At 71.9% G+C, this 20,195-nt stretch carries 19 protein-coding genes and 1 pseudogene; 12 read left to right on the top strand and 8 right to left on the bottom strand.

From position 1 onward, the window contains the following. The first annotated feature begins 67 nt into the window (after positions 1-67). From ACIRR9_RS11555 to ACIRR9_RS11540, 4 genes and pseudogenes are all read left to right on the top strand, one after another. A complete protein-coding gene (locus ACIRR9_RS11555; RefSeq protein WP_403750064.1) occupies positions 68-1,267 on the top strand; it encodes a lipid-transfer protein in 1,200 nt (399 codons plus the stop codon). Positions 1,268-1,393: 126 nt separating this feature from the next. Next, a pseudogene (locus ACIRR9_RS11550) lies at positions 1,394-2,343 on the top strand (MFS transporter). Beyond that, a complete protein-coding gene (locus ACIRR9_RS11545) occupies positions 2,295-2,834 on the top strand; it encodes a SigE family RNA polymerase sigma factor (RefSeq protein ID WP_123977571.1) in 540 nt (179 codons plus the stop codon). The pseudogene ACIRR9_RS11550 and the gene ACIRR9_RS11545 overlap by 49 nt, the downstream one beginning before the upstream one ends. Beyond that, a complete protein-coding gene (locus ACIRR9_RS11540; protein WP_403750061.1) occupies positions 2,834-3,652 on the top strand; it encodes a hypothetical protein in 819 nt (272 codons plus the stop codon). Before ACIRR9_RS11545 ends, ACIRR9_RS11540 begins: the two co-directional genes overlap by 1 nt. Positions 3,653-3,686: 34 nt before the next feature. Here ACIRR9_RS11540 and ACIRR9_RS11535 read toward each other — a convergent pair whose 3' ends face one another. Beyond that, complete coding sequence (locus tag ACIRR9_RS11535; protein WP_365336901.1) at positions 3,687-4,319, bottom strand: response regulator transcription factor; 633 nt, start codon at positions 4,317-4,319, stop codon at positions 3,687-3,689. A gap of 260 nt (positions 4,320-4,579) precedes the next feature. Here ACIRR9_RS11535 and ACIRR9_RS11530 point away from each other — a divergent pair, with 260 nt between their 5' ends. Then, positions 4,580-6,151, top strand: coding sequence for an alpha-L-arabinofuranosidase B (locus tag ACIRR9_RS11530; RefSeq protein ID WP_403750059.1), 1,572 nt, complete (start codon positions 4,580-4,582; stop codon positions 6,149-6,151). Here the strand turns inward: ACIRR9_RS11530 and ACIRR9_RS11525 are convergent. From ACIRR9_RS11525 to ACIRR9_RS11515, 3 genes are read right to left on the bottom strand one after another with little or no spacing between them, the layout of a single operon-like run. Continuing rightward, positions 6,129-7,415 (bottom strand): sensor histidine kinase, encoded by a 1,287-nt coding sequence (locus tag ACIRR9_RS11525; protein ID WP_403750057.1) that lies wholly within the window; start codon positions 7,413-7,415, stop codon positions 6,129-6,131. The genes ACIRR9_RS11530 and ACIRR9_RS11525 overlap by 23 nt on opposite strands. Positions 7,416-7,430: 15 nt before the next feature. After that, complete coding sequence (locus tag ACIRR9_RS11520; RefSeq protein ID WP_403750054.1) at positions 7,431-8,147, bottom strand: ABC transporter permease; 717 nt, start codon at positions 8,145-8,147, stop codon at positions 7,431-7,433. Beyond that, positions 8,147-9,076 carry an ABC transporter ATP-binding protein gene (locus ACIRR9_RS11515; protein WP_403750052.1) on the bottom strand — a complete coding sequence of 310 codons (930 nt, stop codon included), beginning with the start codon at positions 9,074-9,076 and terminating at the stop codon, positions 8,147-8,149. The genes ACIRR9_RS11520 and ACIRR9_RS11515 overlap by 1 nt, the downstream gene beginning before the upstream one ends. A gap of 257 nt (positions 9,077-9,333) precedes the next feature. Between ACIRR9_RS11515 and ACIRR9_RS11510 the strand changes: the two genes are divergently transcribed. From ACIRR9_RS11510 to ACIRR9_RS11500, 3 genes are read left to right on the top strand one after another with little or no spacing between them, the layout of a single operon-like run. Further along, complete coding sequence (locus tag ACIRR9_RS11510) at positions 9,334-10,227, top strand: MaoC/PaaZ C-terminal domain-containing protein (protein ID WP_403750049.1); 894 nt, start codon at positions 9,334-9,336, stop codon at positions 10,225-10,227. A gap of 29 nt (positions 10,228-10,256) precedes the next feature. After that, a complete protein-coding gene (locus ACIRR9_RS11505; RefSeq protein WP_365336810.1) occupies positions 10,257-11,333 on the top strand; it encodes a Zn-dependent alcohol dehydrogenase in 1,077 nt (358 codons plus the stop codon). Between the two features lie 10 nt (positions 11,334-11,343). After that, positions 11,344-12,291 carry a 3-oxoacyl-ACP reductase gene (locus tag ACIRR9_RS11500; protein ID WP_365336811.1) on the top strand — a complete coding sequence of 316 codons (948 nt, stop codon included), beginning with the start codon at positions 11,344-11,346 and terminating at the stop codon, positions 12,289-12,291. Between the two features lie 62 nt (positions 12,292-12,353). Here the strand turns inward: ACIRR9_RS11500 and ACIRR9_RS11495 are convergent, their stop codons facing one another. Then, complete coding sequence (locus ACIRR9_RS11495) at positions 12,354-12,512, bottom strand: hypothetical protein (RefSeq protein WP_403252139.1); 159 nt, start codon at positions 12,510-12,512, stop codon at positions 12,354-12,356. A gap of 123 nt (positions 12,513-12,635) precedes the next feature. Continuing rightward, positions 12,636-13,904, bottom strand: coding sequence for a hypothetical protein (locus tag ACIRR9_RS11490; protein WP_403750045.1), 1,269 nt, complete (start codon positions 13,902-13,904; stop codon positions 12,636-12,638). A gap of 188 nt (positions 13,905-14,092) precedes the next feature. On the opposite strand from ACIRR9_RS11490, the gene ACIRR9_RS11485 reads away from it, so the two are divergent. The 3 genes from ACIRR9_RS11485 to ACIRR9_RS11475 are packed head-to-tail and all read left to right on the top strand — an operon-like array spanning position 14,093 to position 16,984. Further along, a complete protein-coding gene (locus tag ACIRR9_RS11485; protein ID WP_403750043.1) occupies positions 14,093-14,932 on the top strand; it encodes a Nif3-like dinuclear metal center hexameric protein in 840 nt (279 codons plus the stop codon). Then, positions 14,929-15,672, top strand: coding sequence for a zinc ribbon domain-containing protein (locus ACIRR9_RS11480; RefSeq protein ID WP_384557458.1), 744 nt, complete (start codon positions 14,929-14,931; stop codon positions 15,670-15,672). Before ACIRR9_RS11485 ends, ACIRR9_RS11480 begins: the two co-directional genes overlap by 4 nt. Before the next feature lie 28 nt (positions 15,673-15,700). After that, positions 15,701-16,984, top strand: a complete 1,284-nt coding sequence (locus ACIRR9_RS11475) for a bifunctional RNase H/acid phosphatase (RefSeq protein WP_403750041.1) — start codon at positions 15,701-15,703, stop codon at positions 16,982-16,984. Here ACIRR9_RS11475 and ACIRR9_RS11470 read toward each other — a convergent pair. After that, positions 16,956-17,603, bottom strand: coding sequence for a bifunctional 4-hydroxy-2-oxoglutarate aldolase/2-dehydro-3-deoxy-phosphogluconate aldolase (locus ACIRR9_RS11470; protein ID WP_403750039.1), 648 nt, complete (start codon positions 17,601-17,603; stop codon positions 16,956-16,958). The genes ACIRR9_RS11475 and ACIRR9_RS11470 overlap by 29 nt on opposite strands. Positions 17,604-17,708: 105 nt before the next feature. Next, entirely contained in the window at positions 17,709-18,491 is a 783-nt protein-coding gene (gene yaaA, locus ACIRR9_RS11465) for a peroxide stress protein YaaA (RefSeq protein WP_403750037.1), read from the bottom strand. 103 nt (positions 18,492-18,594) lie between these two features. On the opposite strand from yaaA, the gene ACIRR9_RS11460 reads away from it, so the two are divergent. Then, positions 18,595-20,031, top strand: coding sequence for an RNB domain-containing ribonuclease (locus ACIRR9_RS11460; RefSeq protein ID WP_403750035.1), 1,437 nt, complete (start codon positions 18,595-18,597; stop codon positions 20,029-20,031). Positions 20,032-20,195: the final 164 nt, after the last annotated feature.

The following is a 20,195-nucleotide window of genomic DNA, read 5'->3' as shown; positions in this document are numbered from 1 at the left end:
CCCATGGGTTTCTGATCCGTCGTCAAGGTCTGGTCAGTTTGTGGAACGTGTTCTAATCTCACGCGTCATGGCTGCTGTGAAGGCGTATGTCGCCGGGGTCGGAATGACCAAGTTCGAGAAGCCCGAGACCCGGGACTGGCAGTACTGGGACATGGTTCGAGAGGCGGGCGGCTCCGCCCTCGCCGACGCCGGGATCTCGTACGGCGATGTGGAACAGGTTCCTGTCGGCTACTGTTTCCAGCCCTCCACCGCCGGTCAGCGTGCCGCCTATGAACTGGGTCTCACCGGCGTCCCCGTCTACAACGTCAACAACAACTGCGCCACCGGCGCGACCGCGCTGATGCTGGCCCGGCAGCTCGTCGAGGGCGGGGCTGCCGACTGCGTACTGGCGCTCGGCTTCGAGAAGATGAAGAGGGGCGCGCTGGGGAGCGGAGCCGACGGAGGCGACTTCGCCACCTCACCCGTCGCCCGGCACTACGGCGTCATGGCCGCCCGGCACGGCTTCGAGATGACCCCGCCCACCGCCCAGATCTTCGGCGACGCGGCCCGCGAGCACATGGAGCGCTACGGCACCACGGAGGCGCAGCTCGCCGCGGTGGCCGCCAAGAACCACCGGCACTCGGCGGACAACCCCTACGCCCAGTTCCAGGACGTCTACGACGTCGCCGACGTCCTCGCCGCCCGCACCGTCCACCGCCCGCTCACCAAGCTCCAGTGCTCGCCCACTTCTGACGGGGCGGCGGCCGCCGTGGTCGTCTCGGAACGCTTTGCGAAGCGGCGCGGGCTCACCGGACTCGTCGAGATCGTCGCGCAGGCCATGACCACCGACACCGAGGAGTCCTTCGCGTCGGGCTCGTGCATCGACGTCGTCGGGCAGCCGATGTCCCGGGCGGCGGCCCGGCAGGTGTACGACCGCTCCGGCCTCGGCATCGAGGACGTCGACGTCGTCGAACTGCACGACTGCTTCTCGGTCAACGAGCTGCTGACGTACGAGGCGCTCGGCATGTGCGCCGTCGGCGAGTCGGGCAAGCTCGTCGAGTCCGGCGCGACCACGTACGGCGGGCGCTGGGTGGTGAACCCCTCCGGAGGGCTCATCTCCAAGGGGCATCCGCTCGGCGCGACCGGGCTCGCGCAGACCGCCGAGCTGGTGTGGCAGCTGCGGGGCACCGCGGGGGACCGACAGGTCGCGGGCGCGCGGGTGGGACTGGCGCACAACATCGGGCTGGGCGGGGCGGCGGTGGTGACGCTGCTGCGCAGGACGGTGTAGGCCGTACGTACGACCGGGGACCGGGGACCGGGGACCAGGGACCAGGGACCAGGGACCGAGGACCGAGGACCGACTGGGCCGAAAAGCCGATGCAAGGACCGTAACCGGGTTGAGGGCATGACGCTCATGCTCGAAGCCGCGGACACCCCACGAATATCCCGTCGTACCGCGTCCCCCACCTGGCTGGTGGTGTCGCTGGCGTGTGCCGGACAGTTCGTGGTCGTGCTCGACGTGTCCGTCGTGAACGTGGCGCTGCCGTCGATGCGGACCGATCTGGGGCTGAGTTCCTTGCTTTTGCTGGGGGTCCCCCTCTGGGGGAGGGTGGTGAACGCGTACGCCATCGCCTTCGCCGGGTTCATGCTGTTCGGCGGGCGGGCCGGTGACCTGTACGGGCGCAAGCGGATGTTCCTGGTCGGGCTCGGCCTGTTCACGCCGGCCTCGCTCGGCGGCGGGCTCGCCCAGGACGGCTGGCAGTTGCTGCTCGCCCGGGCCGTGCAGGGGCTGGGCGCGGCCGTGCTGGCGCCCTCGACGCTCTCCGCTGGAGGCGTCTCGCCCTGGTGCCCAGCTCGGTCGCGGTGCTCGGCGCCTCCAAGACCGCGCCGCGGCTGATGCGGCGGGCGGGGGCGCGGACGGTGGCGGTGACGGGCACGTTGGTCGCGGCGGCCGGGTTCGGCTGGCAGTCCATGCTCGGCCCGCACGGCGTCTGTCCGACGGCGATCATGCTGCCCGGGATCCTGATGATGCTCGGCGCGGGCCTGGCCGCGACCCCGCTCGCCGCGCCGGCCACGTCCGGGGCGGCGCCGGCGGAGGCCGGGCTGGTCTCGGGGCTTGTCAACACCTCGCGCACGATGGGTGGTTCGCTGGGGCTGGCGGTGATGTCGACGATCGCGGCGGCCCGGACCGGCGGTGCTGATGCTGCTGTGGCTGCCGCGCCCGAGCGCCTCCGCGAGGTCGGCCGGAAAGTTCTGGCGGGGCAGGCAACGGTCCGGGCGGGTCGCGGACTCCTCTTTACATCTAGGAGGTGCCCATGGGGGAACGGGACAACGCTCGGAACGAGGAGTTCCAGAGCTTCATGATCGGCCGCTGGCCGCGGCTGATGCGTACGGCATTTCTCCTCACGGGGGAGCAGCACGCCGCCGAGGACCTCGTCCAGACGACGCTCGAACAGGTCTTCGTGGCTTGGCGGAAGGTCGGCTCGGCCGACGATCCGGAGGCGTATGTACGGCGCGTGATGATCAACGCGCATGCCCGTCGGCACAGAAGGAAACTCAAGGAGTTCCTCGCGCCCAGGGACGACTCGGGCCTGGTGCGGGAGGTGCCGGACACGGGGGACCGGATCGCCCAGGCCGACGACCGCAGCGCCCTGCTCAAGGCGCTCGCCCAACTGCCGCCGCGGCAGCGGGAGGCGGTGGTGCTGCGCTACTGGGAGGACCTGACGGAGACACAGGCGGCGGAGGCGATGGGCTGCTCGGTCGGCACGGTCAAGAGCAACGCGGCCAAGGGGATCGCGAAACTCCGTGCCATACCGGGGCTGGCCGACATGGTGGCGCAGGGAGGGCGTAACTGATGAGTGTGGACCGGGAGAAGCAGTACATGACACAGACGGAGACGGACATCGCCTTCCTCCTCGCGGACGCCACGGACGAGGTCGAGATCGGTATAGCCCCCGTGCAGGCGGTGATGCGCGGCGGCCGGCGGCGCCGGGCCCGGCGGTGGGCGATGGCGGCGGCCACGGCGGTCGTGGCGCTGGGCGGATCGGCGGGGGCGACACTGGCGTTCGCCGGGCTGCCCGGGGAGCACCGGGCGCAGGAGGTGGCGCACCCCGCTTCTCCTGAGGCACGGCATGTGTACGACCCGCAGTGGACCACGGTGTCCCGCGGGACCTACCAGGGCAAGGAGTGGAGCGTCAGTGTCCAGGTGTGGGGAGCACCGCGCAACGAGACCGAGGCGGACCGGCAGTTCGACGCCATGGACGCACTGGGGATGAAGCCGGCGAACGTCCGCGTGCCCGCCGATCTGATCGGCAAGACCTCGTACTTCGCGACCCGTGGCTGGTTGGGGGAACACGCGCAGCAGGTGATGTTCAACACCGTCCGCACACCGGAGTCCTACGCCGGCACGGACCTGGAGGCCATCGCGACCCGGTTCTCGTCCGACCCCGCGAGCTCGGGGCGGCTGGTGATCGGCATCGTCGCCAAGACCGCCCAGGAGGTCACCTGCCACTGGAAGGACGGCCGGACCAGCGTGGCCCACCTCGCCGACGGCTTCTCGGCGCACGACGACGGCAACGCGATCCGCACGGTCGACGGCTTCCGCACGGCGAACTGGTTCGTCTGCGTGGCCCCGCAGGGCACGGTCTACCAGTCGGCGGAGGTGACGAAGTAGCGCGCCGCCACCCGTCGGCCGGCCCGCCGGGAGGTCACAGCCACCCCTGCCGGCGGGCCTCCCGCACCGCCTCCGCGCGGTTGCGGGTGCCGGTCTTGCCGATCGCGGCGGAGAGATAGTTGCGGACCGTCGACTCCGACAGATGCAGCCTCGCCGCGATGTCGGCGACGGTCGCGCCGTCCACCGACGCCTTGAGGACGTCGCACTCGCGGGCGGTGAGCGGGTTCGGCCCGGCGCTGAGCGCGGCCGCGGCGAGCGCCGGGTCGACCACGGTCTCCCCGGTGAGCACCCGCCGGATCGCCTGGGCAAGCTCCTCCACCGGCCCGTCCTTGACCAGGAAGCCGGCCGCCCCGGCGTCCATGGCCCGGCGCAGATAGCCGGGCCGGCCGAAGGTGGTGAGGATCAGCACCCGGCAGTCCGGTGCCTGCTCGCGCAGCTCCGCCGCCGCGTCCAGGCCGCTGATGCCCGGCAGCTCGATGTCGAGGAGTGCCACGTCCGGCCGGTGCGTGAGCGCCGCGTCCACGATCGCGTCACCCGCCCCGACCTGGGCGACGACCTGGATGTCCGGCTCCATCCCGAGCAGTAAGGCGAGCGCCCCGCGCATCATCCCCTGGTCCTCGGCGAGCAGTACCCGGATGGACTTGGCGGGCCGGTGGGACCGGGGCATCTCGTTCGCAGGCTCGTACACAGCCCAAGCCTAGCCTCGGGCCCGGCAATTAAAGAGTAGTCATTGTTCCGGTCCGCAGGTCTTGACGGCGCTTGACCGTGCTCAAACAATCGCCTCTGCAATTCCCCGAATGGTCGGCGAATGGTCGGCATTTCGACAGCTGAATAGGTTCGGTATTTCGATCGAACGACGTTCGGTATACCGGCCAAGAACCCGCACCGCCCTACGAGGAACCGAAGAAGAGGTGCACCGTGTTCTCAGTGTCCCTACGAGCCGCACGCTCCTGTCCGCCACGGCTGAAGAGAGCCGTGCTGTCCGTGCTCGCGGCGTTCGCGACCATCGCCGCGCTCGTCGTCGGGGCGGGCGCCCCGCAGGCATCCGCCGCGAGCTCGCTGCCCTGTGACGTCTACGCAGCCGCCGGCACCCCGTGCGTCGCCGCGCACAGCATGGTCCGGGCGCTGTACTCGTCCTACAGCGGCTCCCTCTACCAGGTGCAGCGCGCCTCGGACAGCACCACGGCCAACATCGGCCTGCTGTCCACCGGCGGCTACGCCAACGCCGCCGCCCAGAACTCCTTCTGCGCCGGTACGACCTGCATCATCACCAAGATCTACGACCAGTCGTCCAAGCACAACGACCTCACCGTCGAGGGCGCCGGCGGGGCCGGCTCGGCCGATGTCGGGTCCCCGGCGGACGCGCTGCCGGTGACCGTCGGCGGGCACCAGGTCTACGGCCTGGAGATCTCGGCCGGCATGGGCTACCGCAACGACGCCACCTCGGGAGTCGCCACCAACGGCGCCGCCGAGGGGATGTACATGGTCACCTCCGGCACCCATGTGAACGGCAGCTGCTGCTTCGACTACGGCAACGCCGAGACCAACAACAAGGACACCGGCAACGGCCACATGGACGCCATCAACTTCGGCACCGAGTGCTGGTTCTCGCCCTGCTACGGCTCGGGACCCTGGGTGCAGGCGGACCTGGAGAACGGGCTCTTCGAGTCCAACCTCGGCTACAGCACGAACTCGTCCAACACGGGCACGGGCGCTCTGCCGTTCGTCACCGCTTTGCTGAAGAACAACGGTCAGGACCATTTCGCACTGAAATGGGGAAATGCTCAATCGGGCAGCCTCACCACCACGTATTCCGGCAGCGAGCCCAGCACCAGCAGCGGTTACTCGCCGATGCACCAGGAGGGCGCGATCGTCCTCGGCACCGGCGGTGACAACAGCAACGGCTCCATCGGCTCGTTCTTCGAGGGTGTGATGACCTCGGGCATCCCGACCGACGCCGCCGACGACTCCGTCCAGTCCAACATCGTCTCCGTCGGCTACGGCGGCGCGACCGGCTCCACCGGCAGCCTCGGCTCCGCCTCGGAGATCTCCCTCCAGGCCACGACGTCCTGCTGCACCGCGGACTACGTCCGCCACCAGAACAACGCCGGCGTCCTGTCCGCCATCACCTCCAGCAGCTCGACCCTCGACAAGAACGACGCCACCTGGATCGTCCGCCCTGGCCTCGCCGACAGCTCCTGCGTCTCCTTCGAGTCCCGGAACTACCCCGGCGACTACCTGCGCCACTACAACTACAAGATCTACCGGCAACCCATGGACGGCACCACCACGTATCGACAGGATGCCACCTTCTGCCCGACGACCGGCAAGAGCGGCACGGGCACGTCCTTCGCCTCGTACAACTACCCGACGAAATACCTGCGCCACTACAACTACAACCTCTACATAGCGAGCGACGGCGGCTCCAACGCCTGGGACACCGCCACGTCGTGGACCGACGACGTGAGCTGGGCCGTCACCTCTCCCTGGGCTCCGTAGCAGCCGCCGAGGTCAGCAACTCCATCGCCTCGGTGGGGAGTTCCGCGGTGACCGCGAAGCCGCCGCGCGGCGACGGGCCGGCCCTGAGGGAGCCGCCCGCCGCCGCGAGGCGCTCGGTCAGCCCCTTCAGACCGGTGCCGCCGACGCGCTCCCGGCGGGGGCCTTCGTCAGCGGTGCCGGTGCCGGTGCCGGTGCCGTTGTCGGCGACGGTGAGACGGACTCGTTCCGCGTTGCCGTCGACGGTGATCTCGCAGCGGGTCGCGCCGGAGTGCCGTACGACGTTGGTGACCGCCTCCCGTACCACCCAGCCCAGCAGCGTCTCGGTCTGCGGGGCGAGCGGGGCGCCCGAGCGGCCGACCACCGGCTCCACCCCGGCCGCGTCCAGCACCGAGCGGGCCCGGTCCAGTTCGGTGCCGAGACTGCCCTCGCGGTAGCCGGTGACGGCCTCACGGATCTCGGTGAGCGCCTGCCGGCCCACCGACTCGATGTCGGTGATCTGGGCTAGCGCCGCGTCCATGTCCCGCGGTGCCAGCCGCCGGGCCGCCTCCGACTTCACCACGATCACGGACATGGTGTGGCCCAGCAGATCGTGCAGATCGCGGGAGAACCGCAGCCGTTCCTTCTCCACGGCCTGGTGCGCCAGTTGCTCGCGGGCGGCGCGCAGTTCCCGCACGGCCTCGGAGAGGCCGAGTATCGCCGCCGTCACCATCGTCGAGATCCAGGTGGCGTACGCGATGTTCAGGCCGTTCCAGCCGTCGCGGGCGGCGGAGACCGCACCGGCCAGCACGGCGACGGCCGCCCCGGCCCAGCGCAGGTGCTCGCCCCGCAGCGCCGCGCCCGTCGCCAGACCCAACAGCGGGAAGAACAGCAGCCAGCTGCCGCCGTAGCCGCCGGCGAGGCCGCAGGTGATCACGGCCATCAGAGCCAGTGCCACTCGCGTAGAGGTGGCCTGCCGCTTCTCCTTCACGAACGCGCGGGCCGCCACGTAGATGTAGAGGGAGTTGAAGGCGAGCAGCCCCAGGCCGCCGACCCACGGATCGGGCGTCTTGCCCTGGAACAGATTGGAGAACGCGCCCAGCCCCATCAGCAGCCAGGGCACCAGGGAGAAGGCGGTCGGCGGCGGACCCGGCTGCTCGGGGATTTCGGCACCCGTCCGGCGTGCCTCCTTCTCCGAGGCCCGGAAGGCCCGCATGTCCGCCTTCCACCGCTCCTGAGCCGCCTGCCACTCGCGCAGCCGGCTGCGCACTCCTCGCATCCAGTACATCTCTCGCTCCCCCGGTCAGCCGGTCCGTCCGGACCGGCGGTACGACAGCACAGCGTACGAACCGAACACCACCAGCCAGAAGGCCAGCACCGCGACCGCCCAGGGCGGGGGCATGCGGCCCTCCGCCACCGAGGTGCCGAGCTGGGCGAAGCGGTAGGTGGGTGTGTACGCCGACACCGAGCGCAGCCAGCCGGGGAACAGGGCGACCGGGAACCACAGTCCGCCGAGTACCGCGAGGCCCAGGTTGCAGGCCATGTTCGCCACACCCGTGGTCTGCCCGGTCAGCCGGTAGCCGTTGCCGAGCCCCAGCAGGGTGAACGGCACCGAGCCCAGCCACAGCAGCACCGCGATCGCCGCCCACTGCCAGGCGGCCAGCCGTACGCCGTTGAGCAGGCCGCCCGCCGCGAGCACCGCCACGATCGCCGGCAGCACCGTCACCGAACCTGTCAGGGCCCGGCCGACGACGACCTGGCGCGGGGTCATCGGTGTCACCCTGAGCTGCCGCAGCCACCCGATCGCCCGGTCCTCGGCGACCCCGCCCCCGGTGTTGAGCGCGGAGCCGACCGCCCCGTACCCGGCCATCCCGACCATCGCCCCGGTCTTCCAGCTCCCGTCGGCCGCACCGAGGTTGGTGAACAGCAGATACATCAGGACCGGCATCGCGATCCCGCCGACGACGAACCCGGCGTCCCGCAGGGTACGGCGCACCTCGAGGCGTAGATAGTCCAGCATCACACGGCCTCCGTCGCGGGTGAGGTGAGCGGCTCCGGCTCGGACGCAGTCAGTGCCAGGAACGCGTCGTCCAGTGACGCCGGGGCCACCTCCAGGCCCCGTACCGCGCCGAGCGCGGCGAGCGCGAGCACCGTGGCGTCCGGGTCGTCGGTGCGCAGCCGGGCCCGGTCACCGCGGATCTCCAGCGAGCGCACCCCCGGCAGCCGCTCCAGGCCGTCCGTCGCGCGCCCGGCGAGGTCGACGGCGACCAGACCGCCGCCGACCGACCGCTTGAGCTGCTCACCGGTGCCGTCCGCGACGATCCGGCCGCGGTCCACGACGAGGATGCGGTCGGCGTACCGGTCCGCCTCCTCCAGGTGGTGCGTGGAGAACAGCACCGTGTGGCCGCGGCGGGCGAACCCCCGCATCGAAGCCCAGAACGCGTGCCGCGCCTCCACGTCCAGCGCGGCCGTCGGTTCGTCCAGCACCAGCAGTGCGGGGTTCCCGGCGAGGGCGACCGCGAACCGGACCCGCTGGGCCTGGCCGCCGGACAGCCGGTCCATGCGCCGCTCCGCCAGTTCGGCGATCCCGGCCAGCGCCAGGGCCCGCGCCACCGGCAGCGGCTCCGGATAACGCCCGGCGACGAAGGCGACCAGCTCGCGCACCCTGACCCGGGGAACGGCCCGCGCCTCCTGGAGCATCGCGCCGACCCGGCCCGCCCGCACCGACCGTTCCGGCGGTCCCCCGAAGAGCCGCACCGTCCCCGCGTCGGGCTCGATGAGGCCGAGCAGCAGTGAGATCGCCGTCGACTTGCCCGCGCCGTTGCGGCCGAGGAGGGCGACCGTCTCACCGGGCGCGACGGTCAGGTCGACGCCGTCCACGGCACGTACGGCACCGAAGGTCTTGACCGCGCCCGCGAAGGACACGGCGGCACAATGCGTCTGCGTCATGGCCACCAAGCTACGAATCCGGGCCGCCCGTCCGGCAGATGCGCATGTACCGACTCCGGCAGGACAAATGTCCCGGGTCGCGTGAACCCCGAGGCGAACTGACACGCCGTCAGGAGCCTTCACAAGTCCGGAGCGCTGGGCTATACAAGGTGCGCTGGACTGGAACGCGTTCTAGACACGCACGCCCCGTGGACGACCTCGGTGCGGCCGACGGTGCGGACGGTCGTGCCGAGGTCTTGAGACACCTCAGGAGCCGTATGCCCATCGACGCAGCCAAGGCCCTCGCCGCCGAACCCCGGTCCGGAGAGATCCGCTGGGAGCGCCGGGACGTCCAGCTCTACCACCTCGGCATCGGCGCGGGCCGCCCCGCCACCGACCCCGACGAACTGCGCTACACCCTGGAGACCCGGCTGCACGTCCTGCCCAGCTTCGCCACCGTCGCGGGCGCCGGCTCGCCCGGGGTGATCAGCGGACTGTCCATGCCCGGTATCGACGTCGACCTCGCCAAGGTGCTGCACGGCGGTCAGCGGTTGGAGATCCACCGCCCCATCCCGGTCGCGGGCACCGCGACCGCCACCGGCCGGATCGCCGCTGTGTACGACAAGGGCAAGGCGGCCGTCCTCGTGATGCGCACCGATGTCGCGGACGCCGACGGCCCGCTGTGGACCAACGACGCGCAGATCTTCGTACGGGGGGAGGGTGGCTGGGGCGGCGACCGCGGCCCCTCGGCCCGGCCGGAGCCGCCCGCCGGCGAGCCCGACCGGACCGTGGAGCGCGCGGTCCGCGAGGACCAGGCGCTGCTCTACCGCCTCTCCGGCGACTACAACCCGCTGCATGCCGACCCCGAGTTCGCCAAGCTCGCCGGCTTCGACCGGCCCATCCTGCACGGGCTGTGCACCTACGGCATGACCCTCAAGGCGGTCGTGGACACCCTGCTCGACGGGGACGTGTCGCGGGTGAGGTCGTACGAGACGCGGTTCGCCGGGGTGGTGTACCCGGGGGAGACGCTGCGGATCCGTATGTGGCAGGGGGACTCCCAGGTCCGGGTCGCCGTCAGCGCCGTCATGGGGGTCCCCCCGCGCGAGCGAAGCCGAGCGTGGGGGAGGGACGACGCGCCCGTCCTCGCCGACACGATCGTCGAACACTCTTGATCCAGTGAGCAGTTGAGGGGAGCCGCACCATGCGCGCAGCCGTACTGCACGAGATCGGCCAGGACAAGCTCGAAGTCCTCGACGACGTCGAGGCGGTGGGATTCGGGCCCGGCAGGGTGCGCATACGGGTGCGCGCCACCGGGCTGTGCCACTCCGACCTGTCGGCGATGAGCGGGGTGCTGCCGCAGCCGGGGCCGTTCGTGCCGGGCCACGAGGGCGCGGGCGAGGTCCTGGAGGTGGGGGAGGGCGTCACCCGTGTGAAGCCCGGCGACCGGGTGGTGGTCTGCTGGCTGCCGGCCTGCGGCGCGTGTCCCGCCTGCAGGCGCGGCCAGACCGAACTGTGCCTGGCCGGGTTCATGAACGCGGGTACCCCCAACTTCAGGCGCCCCACCGGTGATGTCTTCGGCTTCGCGGGCACCGGCACCTTCGCGGAGGAGGTCGTGGTCGACGCCGGGTGTGCGGTGCCGATCCCCGACGACGTGCCCTTCGACATCGCCGCGCTGATCGGCTGCGGGGTGACCACCGGGCTCGGTGCGGCCCTCAACACGGCCGATGTGGAGGCCGGTTCGTCGGTCGCCGTGATCGGGTGCGGGGGTGTCGGGATCTCCGCGATCCAGGGGGCGCGGCTCAAGGGCGCCGCCGAGATCGTCGCCGTCGACCCGGTCGCCTCCCGGCGCGAGTCGGCGCTCAGGTTCGGCGCCACGAAGGCCGTCTCACCGGACGAACTGCCCGGCGCCAAGCAGGAGGTCACCGCGGGCGAGGGCTTCGACTACGTCTTCGAGGTCGTCGGCAGGTCCGCCACCGCCCGCACGGCCTACGAGAACACCCGGCGCGGGGGCACCCTGGTGGTCGTCGGCGCGGGCGCCATGGACGACTTCCTCCAACTGAACATGTTCGAGCTGTTCTTCGACGAGAAGCGGATCCTGCCGTCGATGTACGGCGGCGGCGACGTGGTGAGCTCCTACGAGCGGACGATCGCCCTGTGGCGGGCCGGCCGCGTCGACCTGGAGGGCCTGATCACCCACCGGGTGCCGTTGACGGAGATCAACGAGGCACTGGACCAGATGCGCACCGGCACCGCGCTGCGCACCTGCATAGAGATCTGAGGGCCGTCGGATGACGGAAGAGAGGCCTCTGGACGGGCTCAGCGCGATCGTCACCGGCGCCGGCCGCGGGCTGGGCCGGGCCGAGGCGCTCGAACTCGCCCGGCTGGGCGCGGCCGTCGTCGTCAACGACTTCGGGCAGCCGGGCCGTGACGGCTCCGGGAACGCCTCCACCGGACCGGCCGAGCAGGTTGTCGAGGAGATCCGCGCGGAGGGCGGCCGGGCCGTCGCCCACACCGGGGACGTCGCCGACTTCTCGCAGGCGCGAGACCTTCTCACCTTGGCGACAACCCATTTCGGCAAGCTGGACATCCTCGTCAACAACGCCGGCATCCTGCGCGACCGCATGGTCTTCTCCATGACCGAGGAGGAGTGGGACTCGGTGATCCGGGTCCACCTCAAGGGCCACTTCAACACCACCCACTTCGCGGCGGCGCACTGGCGGGAGCGCTCCAAGGCGGCGGGCGGCGCGAAGGTGTACGGCCGGATCGTGAACACCTCCTCCGAGGCCTTCCTCGCCGGCTCCGCGGGCCAGCCCAACTACGCGGCCGCGAAAGGCGGGATCGTCGGCCTGACCACCTCCACGGCCCTCGCCCTCGCCAAGTACGGCGTGACCGCCAACGTGATCTGCCCGCGCGCCCGCACCCGGATGACCGAGGACGTCTTCGCCGGGTTCGAGCAGCCCGCCGAGGGCCTCGACCCCCTTGCCCCCGAACATGTCGCCCCGCTCGTCGGCTACTTGGCATCCCCTGCCGCCGAACGCGTCAACGGCCAGCTGCTCGTCGTACACGGCGGGATGGTCGCGATCGTCGAACGACCGCGCGTCCAGGCGAAGTTCGACAGCAAACAGGACACCTTCAGCTACGACGAACTCGACGCCCTGCTCACCCCGCACTACGCCGGACGGCCGACGGGGGAGACCTTCGCCGCGGCGGAGGTACTGGGGCTGAAGCGGCAGTAGGACGGTGGAAACGCGACAGCGGCCCCGCCCCCTCAAGGGCGGAGCCGCTGTCGCGTGTTCCGTCAGGCCCAGGCCACCGTCTCGGCCGGCTCCGGCTTGCGGTGCCGCCCACTGGGGGCCGCTTCGCTGTCCTGACCCGAGCCCTGACCACGGTGCTTGCCGTGGCCGTCGGGCTCATCGAGGTCGGCGGACAGCTGCTGGGACGTGCTGGCGTCGCTCATCGGAAGAATTCACCCCGTCAACATGATCTTTCTTACAGCGCGGCGATTTTAACCGGCCGACCACAGGGGGGATCCACGCGGGCACGCCGACCGCTGCGAGTTCGTTACAGACGGGCGAGTTCGTCACAGACGGGCCAGCGGAGCCTCCTGCAAGGGTACCGGCCGGTTCACGGCAGGTCCCGGGGTATCCGGTTCGGCCGGCTCCCCGGGCGCACTCGGCGCCCCGGCAGCCACGCCGTCCCGAACCGGATCCCCCGGTCCCACATCCCCCCACCCCGCGGGCTCCCCCGTTTCCCCCGAGCCCCCCGGACCCCCCGTCTCCCCCCAGGGCACCGTCACCGCCGCCACCCCGCACGGGACCTCCCCCGTGGCGTACGGCAGCAGCAGCGCCCCGTCCTGCGTCCACAACCCGGCGCCGGCCAACCACCCTTCCGGCGCCGGGAGATGGCACATCCTGCGTTCCCGCGGCCGCCAGGCGCCGACCCAGCCGCCGAGCGGACCCTCGATCCGCATCGCGACCCCGCAGCCCTCCGGCGTCAGCACCTGCCCAGGCTGGACCGCGAACGGCGTCACCGTGCAGTCCGGCACCTCCGCCACCCGCAGACTCTCCGGGAAGCGCACCGGCAGCGTGCTGCCGAGGACGCCCCAGCCCAATCGTTCCTGCCCGGGACAGGGCGCGTCCGAGCCGACCAGGATCAGCCCGCTGTCCGGGTCGGCGAGCAGCAGCCGGTCGTCGCTGTCCGGTGCGATCTGCAGCAGCGGCGACACCTCACCGCGCCGCTCCAGATCGACCACGACCGCCTTGGTCCGCCCGCCCAGTTCCCGGTCCAGCGCCAGCATCCGCCCGCCCCGGTCCAGCCAGACCCCGCCGGAACAACGCCCCGGGAGCACCGCGAGCCGCTCGGGCCCGAAGGCCCCGCCCGTCACCAGCCACACCGTGGAGGAACGCGGGCCCACGGCGAGCGCGAATGCCTGCACACCCCCGGGCGCGGGCGGCAGCAGCCGTAACGAGACACCCTCGTCCGGGCACTCCACCGCACCCAGCGGCAGCTCACCCGTGCCCGGCCCGGTCGGATACAGCAGGGCGAAGTGGTGCCGCCCGTCCGCCAGCCGGTGGATGAGCACCCGCCCGTCACCCATCGGCTGCACCTCCGTGCCGGGCTCCTCGGGCTGGTTCCCGGGCAGCGGCACGGCGTACGGCTCGGGACCGTCCAGCGTCCACCGCTCCGGGTACCAGGAACCTTCCTGCTGAACCAGCCGGGCCGCGTACGCCCCGTCCACCGTGATGGCGCAGTCCACCGTGACGGCGCAACCCGCCCCCGGCACGCTGCCGCCTCCCGGCACTCTGTCGTCCTCGGCCGCAGCCGAAGGTTCGATCGCACAGGCCGTCATCGTTCGGTCACCTCCGGCCACGAAGCTAGTTTTCGGACGCACAGGCGGCGCATCGGCAGCCCATGGCTTCACACATACGGGTGCACGCCCGGCGATTCACCTGAGGAAACAGGGGCCGGTGTGCTGCGCGCCGCCTCCCGTGGGTGAGCAGGTACAGCCCCGTGGAACAGACAGGTAGCCTTTTCCCCGTGCCCCGTCTGTCAGAAGTCATCGCCGCGCTGGACAACCTGTGGCCCGCCGAGCGGGCCGAGTCCTGGGACGCGGTCGGCACGGTCGTGGGCGACCCCGACCAGCAGATCGGCCGGGTCCTGTTCGCCGTCGACCCGGTGCAGGACATCGTCGACGAGGCCGTGAAACTGGGCGCCGACCTGCTCGTCACCCATCACCCCCTCTATCTGCGCGGTACGACGACGGTGGCGGCCTCCCACTTCAAGGGCCGGGTCGTGCACACCCTCATCAAGAACGACATCGCGCTGCACGTCGCCCACACCAACGCCGACACCGCCGACCCGGGCGTCTCCGACGCGCTGGCGGGAGCCCTGGACCTGCGGGTCGTACGCCCCCTGGTCCCGGACCCCACCGACCCGGAGGGCCGCCGGGGCCTCGGCCGCGTCTGCGAACTGGACCACCCGGTGACGGTCCGCGAGCTCGCCGCACGGGCCGCCGCCCGCCTCCCCGCCACCGCACAGGGCATCCGCGTCGCCGGCGACCCCGAGGCCCTCGTGCACACGATCGCCGTCAGCGGCGGCTCCGGCGACAGCCTCTTCGACGTCGTACGCGCCGCCGGTGTGGACGCCTTCCTCACCGCCGACCTGCGCCACCACCCGGCGTCGGAAGCGGTCGCCCACAGCCCCCTCGCGCTGCTCGACGCGGCGCACTGGGCCACCGAATGGCCCTGGTGCGAGCTGGCCGCAGCCCAGCTCGACGAGATCTCCGACCGCCACGGCTGGGACCTGCGCGTGCACGTCTCCAAGACGGTCACCGACCCCTGGACCAGCCACTCACCGTCCCTTGGAGCCCCCAACTGAACGCCGCGCCCGCCGACCAGATCCGACTCCTCGACGTCCAGGCCCTGGACGTACGCCTCCAGCAGCTGGCGCACAAGCGGAAGTCGCTGCCCGAGCACGCCGAGATCGAGTCGCTGACCAAGGACCTCACCCAGCTGCGCGACCTGCTCGTGGCCGCGCAGACCGAGGAGAGCGACACCGCCCGCGAGCAGACCAAGGCCGAGCAGGACGTGGACCAGGTGCGCCAGCGCGCCGCCCGCGACCAGCAGCGCCTGGACTCCGGCGCGGTCACCTCCCCGAAGGACCTGGAGAACCTCCAGAAGGAGATCGTCTCCCTCGCCAAGCGCCAGGGCGACCTCGAGGACGTCGTCCTGGAGGTCATGGAGCGCCGTGAGACCACGCAGGACCGGGTCGCCGAGCTGACCGAGCGGGTCGGCGCGGTCCAGGGCCGGATCGACGACGCGACCGCCCGCCGGAACGCCGCGTCCGAGGAGATCGACGCCGAGGCGGCGACGGTGACCAAGGAGCGTGAGGTCATCGCGGCCGCGGTCCCGGCCGACCTGCTGAAGCTGTACGACAAGCTGCGCGAGCAGCAGGGCGGCATCGGCGCGGCCAAGCTGTACGCCCGCACCTGCCAGGGCTGCCGCCAGGAGCTCGCCATCACCGAGCTGGCCGAGGTCCGCAAGGCCGCGCCGGACACCGTGGTCCGCTGCGAGAACTGCCGCCGCATCCTGGTGCGTACGGCCGAGTCTGGCCTGTAGGAACACCTCAGGGTCTTAAGGGGCTTACGTGGCAAGGGAGTTCATCGTCGAGGCGGACGGCGGCTCCCGGGGCAACCCGGGACCCGCCGGCTACGGCGCGGTGGTCATCGACGCGGCGACCGGCGAGACGCTGACGGAGGCGGCCGAGTACCTCGGCGTCGTCACCAACAACGTCGCCGAGTACCGCGGCCTGCTGGCGGGCCTGCGCGCGGCGCACGACCTGGACCCGGCCGCCGCCGTCCACGTCCGTATGGACTCCAAGCTGGTCATCGAGCAGATGTCGGGCCGCTGGAAGATCAAACACCCCGACATGAAGCCGCTGGCGATGCAGGCCGGCCGGATCTTCCCGGCCGAGCAGGTCACGTACGAGTGGATCCCCCGGGAGCAGAACAAGCACGCGGACCGCTTGGCGAACGAGGCGATGGACGCGGGCAAGCGCGGCGAGCAGTGGTCGGCCGCGGCGTCGACGGCTGAGCTGGACGCGGGCGGCAGGGGCGCACACTTGTCGCCGACGGCAGGTACAGCGCCCCGTAAGGGGCGCGGGGCTGAGACATTTGCGGCTCCGCCGCGCGGGCGCGACCAGCCCCCACCGGCCGGCGCTGTGACGACAACCGACAAGCCCACCGCCGACACCCGCGCCGCGAGCCACGTAGCGAGCCCCGGCTGGAGCTCGGCCCCCGACCTCGGCGCACCCGCCACCTTCGTCCTCCTCCGCCACGGCGAGACCCCCCTCACCCCCCAGAAGCGCTTCTCCGGCAGCGGCGGCACCGACCCCGCCCTCTCCGACGTCGGCCAGGAGCAGGCGCGCCGCGTCGCCGAGGCGCTCGCCCGGCGCGGCACGATCGAGACGATCCTCGCCTCCCCCCTCACCCGCACCCGGCAGACCGCCGCGGCCGTCGCCGAGCGCCTCGGCCTCGACGTGACGATCGAGGAGGGGATCAAGGAGACGGACTTCGGCGCCTGGGAGGGCCTCACCTTCGGCGAGGTCCGCGAGCGCTACCCCGACGACCTGACCACCTGGCTGGCCGACCCGTCGGCCCACCCCACCGGCGGCGGCGAGAGCTTCGCCGAGACCGCGGCGCGCATCGCGGCCACCCGCGACAAGCTGATCGCGGCCTACGCGGGCCGCACGGTCCTGCTCGTCACCCACGTCACGCCGATCAAGACCTTCGTGCAACTCGCCCTCGGCGCCCCGCTGCAGTCCCTGTTCCGGATGGAACTGTCGGCGGCCTCCCTGTCGGCGGTGGCGTACTACGCCGACGGCAACGCGAGCGTCCGGCTCTTCAACGACACGTCCCACCTGCGTCCCTGACGCTCCGGAGCCCCGCCGCCGTCCGGGCCAGCGACTCGACACGGGCCCAGTCCCGGGTGGCCACGGCGTCCGCGGGGATCATCCAGGTGCCGCCCACGCAGCCGACGTTGGGGAGGGCGAGGTAATCCGGCGCGTTGTCCGGACCGATCCCTCCCGTCGGGCAGAAGCGGGCCTGCGGGAGCGGACCCGCGAGGGACTTCAGGTACGCCGTGCCGCCGGCCGCCTGTGCCGGGAAGAACTTCATCTCCCGCACCCCGCGTTCGAGCAGCGCCACGACCTCCGAGGCGGTCGACACCCCCGGCAGGAACGGCACCCCGGACGCGACCATCGCCGCCAGCAGCCCGTCCGTCCACCCCGGGCTGACCAGGAACCGTGCCCCGGCCGCCACGCACTCCGTGACCTGCTCCGGCGTCAGAACGGTCCCCGCGCCGACCACCGCGTCCGGCACCGCGCCGGCGATCGCCCGGATCGCATCGAGCGCGGCCGGCGTCCGCAGCGTCACCTCGATCGCGGGCAGCCCGCCGGCCACCAGTGCCCGAGCCAGCGGTACGGCATCGCCGGCATCCTCGATCACGACGACGGGGACGACGGGTGCGAGGTCCAGCACGGAGACGGGCATGACGAACATGCTGCCCGGGGTGCTGCAGAGTGCGCAATCGGCGTTGCGCATGCTGCAATGGGGGGTGATCCGTGGTAGCCGTAACGACCGTTAGACCATCTAACTCTAGTGAACCTCCGTAACCAGCACATCCAGCGCCCACCCCTGCCCCGCCTTGCCCGGAGCCGTCGCCTCCACCTCGTACCCCAGGTCCCGCAACGCCTCCACCAGCTCACCCGGACCACCCGGCGCCGCCCCGGCGGTCAACAGGCTCCGCACGATCCGCCCCTTCGTCGCCTTGTTGAAGTGGCTGACGACCTTCCGTGTCGGCGCGTGCAGCACCCGCACCGTCGCCGTCCGCGCGGCCACCTCCCCCTTCGGCTTCCACGCCGCCGCGTACGCCGCCGACCGCAGGTCCAGCACCAGCCCCGTCCCGGCCGCCTCCGGCAGCACCTCGGCCATCGGCTTCCGCCAGTGCGCGCCCAACGCGCCGAGACCCGGCAGCTTCACCCCCATCGAGCAGCGGTACGACGGAATCCGGTCCGTCACCCGCACCGCACCCCACAGCCCGGAGAACACCAGCAGCGACCGCGCCGCCCTGCGCTTCGCGGCCGCGTCCAGGGAGGCCAGGTCGAGCGCGTCGTACAGCACCCCCGTGTAGATCTCCCCGGCCGGCCGCGCGCCCGCCGTCCTGAGCTGTGTGTTCTTCGCGACCTCCGCACGCAGCCCCTCGCTCAGCCCGAGGACCTCGCGGGCCTTGTCCGCATCGCCTGCGCACAGGTCGACCAGTTCGGCGAGCACCGCCTCGCGGGCGTCCGCCAGCCCCGGCAGGGACAGCGACTCCGGCTTCAGCGGGGCACCACGGCCCGAGGACGCCTTGCCTTCCGAGGGCGGCAGCAGGACCAGCACACGTACTCCTCTTCATCACCGGCTCTTCATCACCGGCGTTCATCACCAACGCCTCGCGCCAGAGTAAGGCGCCGGAGGAGCGCGATGTGACTACGCTCGTCCTATGCCCCGCCGCCACATCCGCGTCAAGGGTGCCCCTGAGGCCCCCCTCCGGGCCGCGCTCGCCGCGCTCCGCGCCGACCTCGGTATCCAGGAGAGCTTCCTGACCGAGGTGCAGGCGGAGGCCGAGAGCGCCGCCAAGTACCCGGCCGTGCCCGGCCACGACGCGACCGACATCCCCTTCTTCACGGTCGACCCGCCCACCGCGAACGACCTCGACCAGGCGATGCACCTGTCCCGGCACGACGGCGGCTACCGCGTCCGGTACGCCATCGCCGACGTCGCCGCCTTCGTCGTACCCGGCGGCGCGCTGGACTCCGAGGCGCACCACCGCGTCAACACGCTCTACTTCCCGGACGGGAAGGTCCCGCTGCACCCGACCGTGCTCAGCGAGGGCGCGGCCAGCCTGCTCCCCGGCCAGACCCGCCCCGCCGTCCTGTGGACCATCGAACTGGACGGCGAAGGCCGGACCCGGACCGCCGACGTCCGCCGGGCGCTCGTCCGCAGCCGGGCCAAGCTCGACTACGCCGGTGTGCAGAAGCGGATCGACGAGGGGACCGCCGAGGAACCCGTCGCGCTGCTCAGGGAGATCGGCGAGGCCCGCGAACGCCTGGAGGTGGAGCGCGGCGGCATCTCCCTCAACGTGCCGGAGCAGGAGATCGTCGAGTACGACCACACCTACGAACTCACCTACCGCGCCCCGCTGCCCGCCGACGCCTGGAACGCGCAGATCTCCCTGCTCACCGGCATGGCGGCGGCCGAGCTGATGCTGGCCCACGGCACCGGCGTGCTGCGCACCCTCCCGGTCGCCCCCGACGGTGCGGTCGCCCGCCTCCGCCGTACCGCACACGCGCTGCACATCGAGTGGCCGCACCACGTCTCGTACGCGGCGCTGATCCGCTCCCTGAACCCGCACCGCCCCCGCCACGCGGCCTTCCTCCAGGAGTGCACCACCCTGCTGCGCGGCGCCGGTTACACGGTCTTCCGGGACGGCGTCCTGCCCGCGGTCACCACCCACGCGGCCGTCGCCGCCCCCTACGCGCACTGCACCGCACCCCTGCGCCGGCTGGCCGACCGCTACGCCTCCGAACTCTGCCTCGCGGCGGTCGAGGGCGAGGAGCCGCCGGACTGGGTGCTGATGGCGCTGGACACGCTCCCCAAACAGATGGCCGAGGGCGCGCGGCGCGCGGGCACGGTGGAACGCGAGTGCGTCGACATCGTCGAGGCGGCCCTGCTCAAGGACCGGGTCGGGGAGGTCTTCGACGGCTGTGTGGTGGAGGTCGAGGAGCGCAGGCCGACCGTGGGCCGGGTGCAGCTGCAGGAACCCGCCGTCATAGGGCGGATCGAGGACGGGAACCCGCTTCCGCTGGGCGAGCGGCTGCCGGTACGGCTGACCCAGGCCGATCCGGGGACGGCGAAGGTGCGGTTCGCACCTGCGTGAGTGCCCCGTTCAGAGCCCGTACGAGACCGGTGGCGTCGTCGGCGTGGAACCGCACGACGCTCACCTCGCGCCGACGGCCCAGCAGGGAGACATGGCTGACGGGCTCGGCCAGTTCGAGGGTCACCGATGTCTGGGAGCCGATGGGCAGGTCGAGTTCGGCGGTG

Origin of the sequence: Streptomyces sp. NPDC101234, assembly GCF_044767525.1 — a bacterium.
Lineage (GTDB): Bacteria > Actinomycetota > Actinomycetes > Streptomycetales > Streptomycetaceae > Streptomyces > Streptomyces sasae.
Note: the sequence above shows the minus strand (reverse complement) of the source record. Positions and strands in the feature narration are given on the sequence as shown.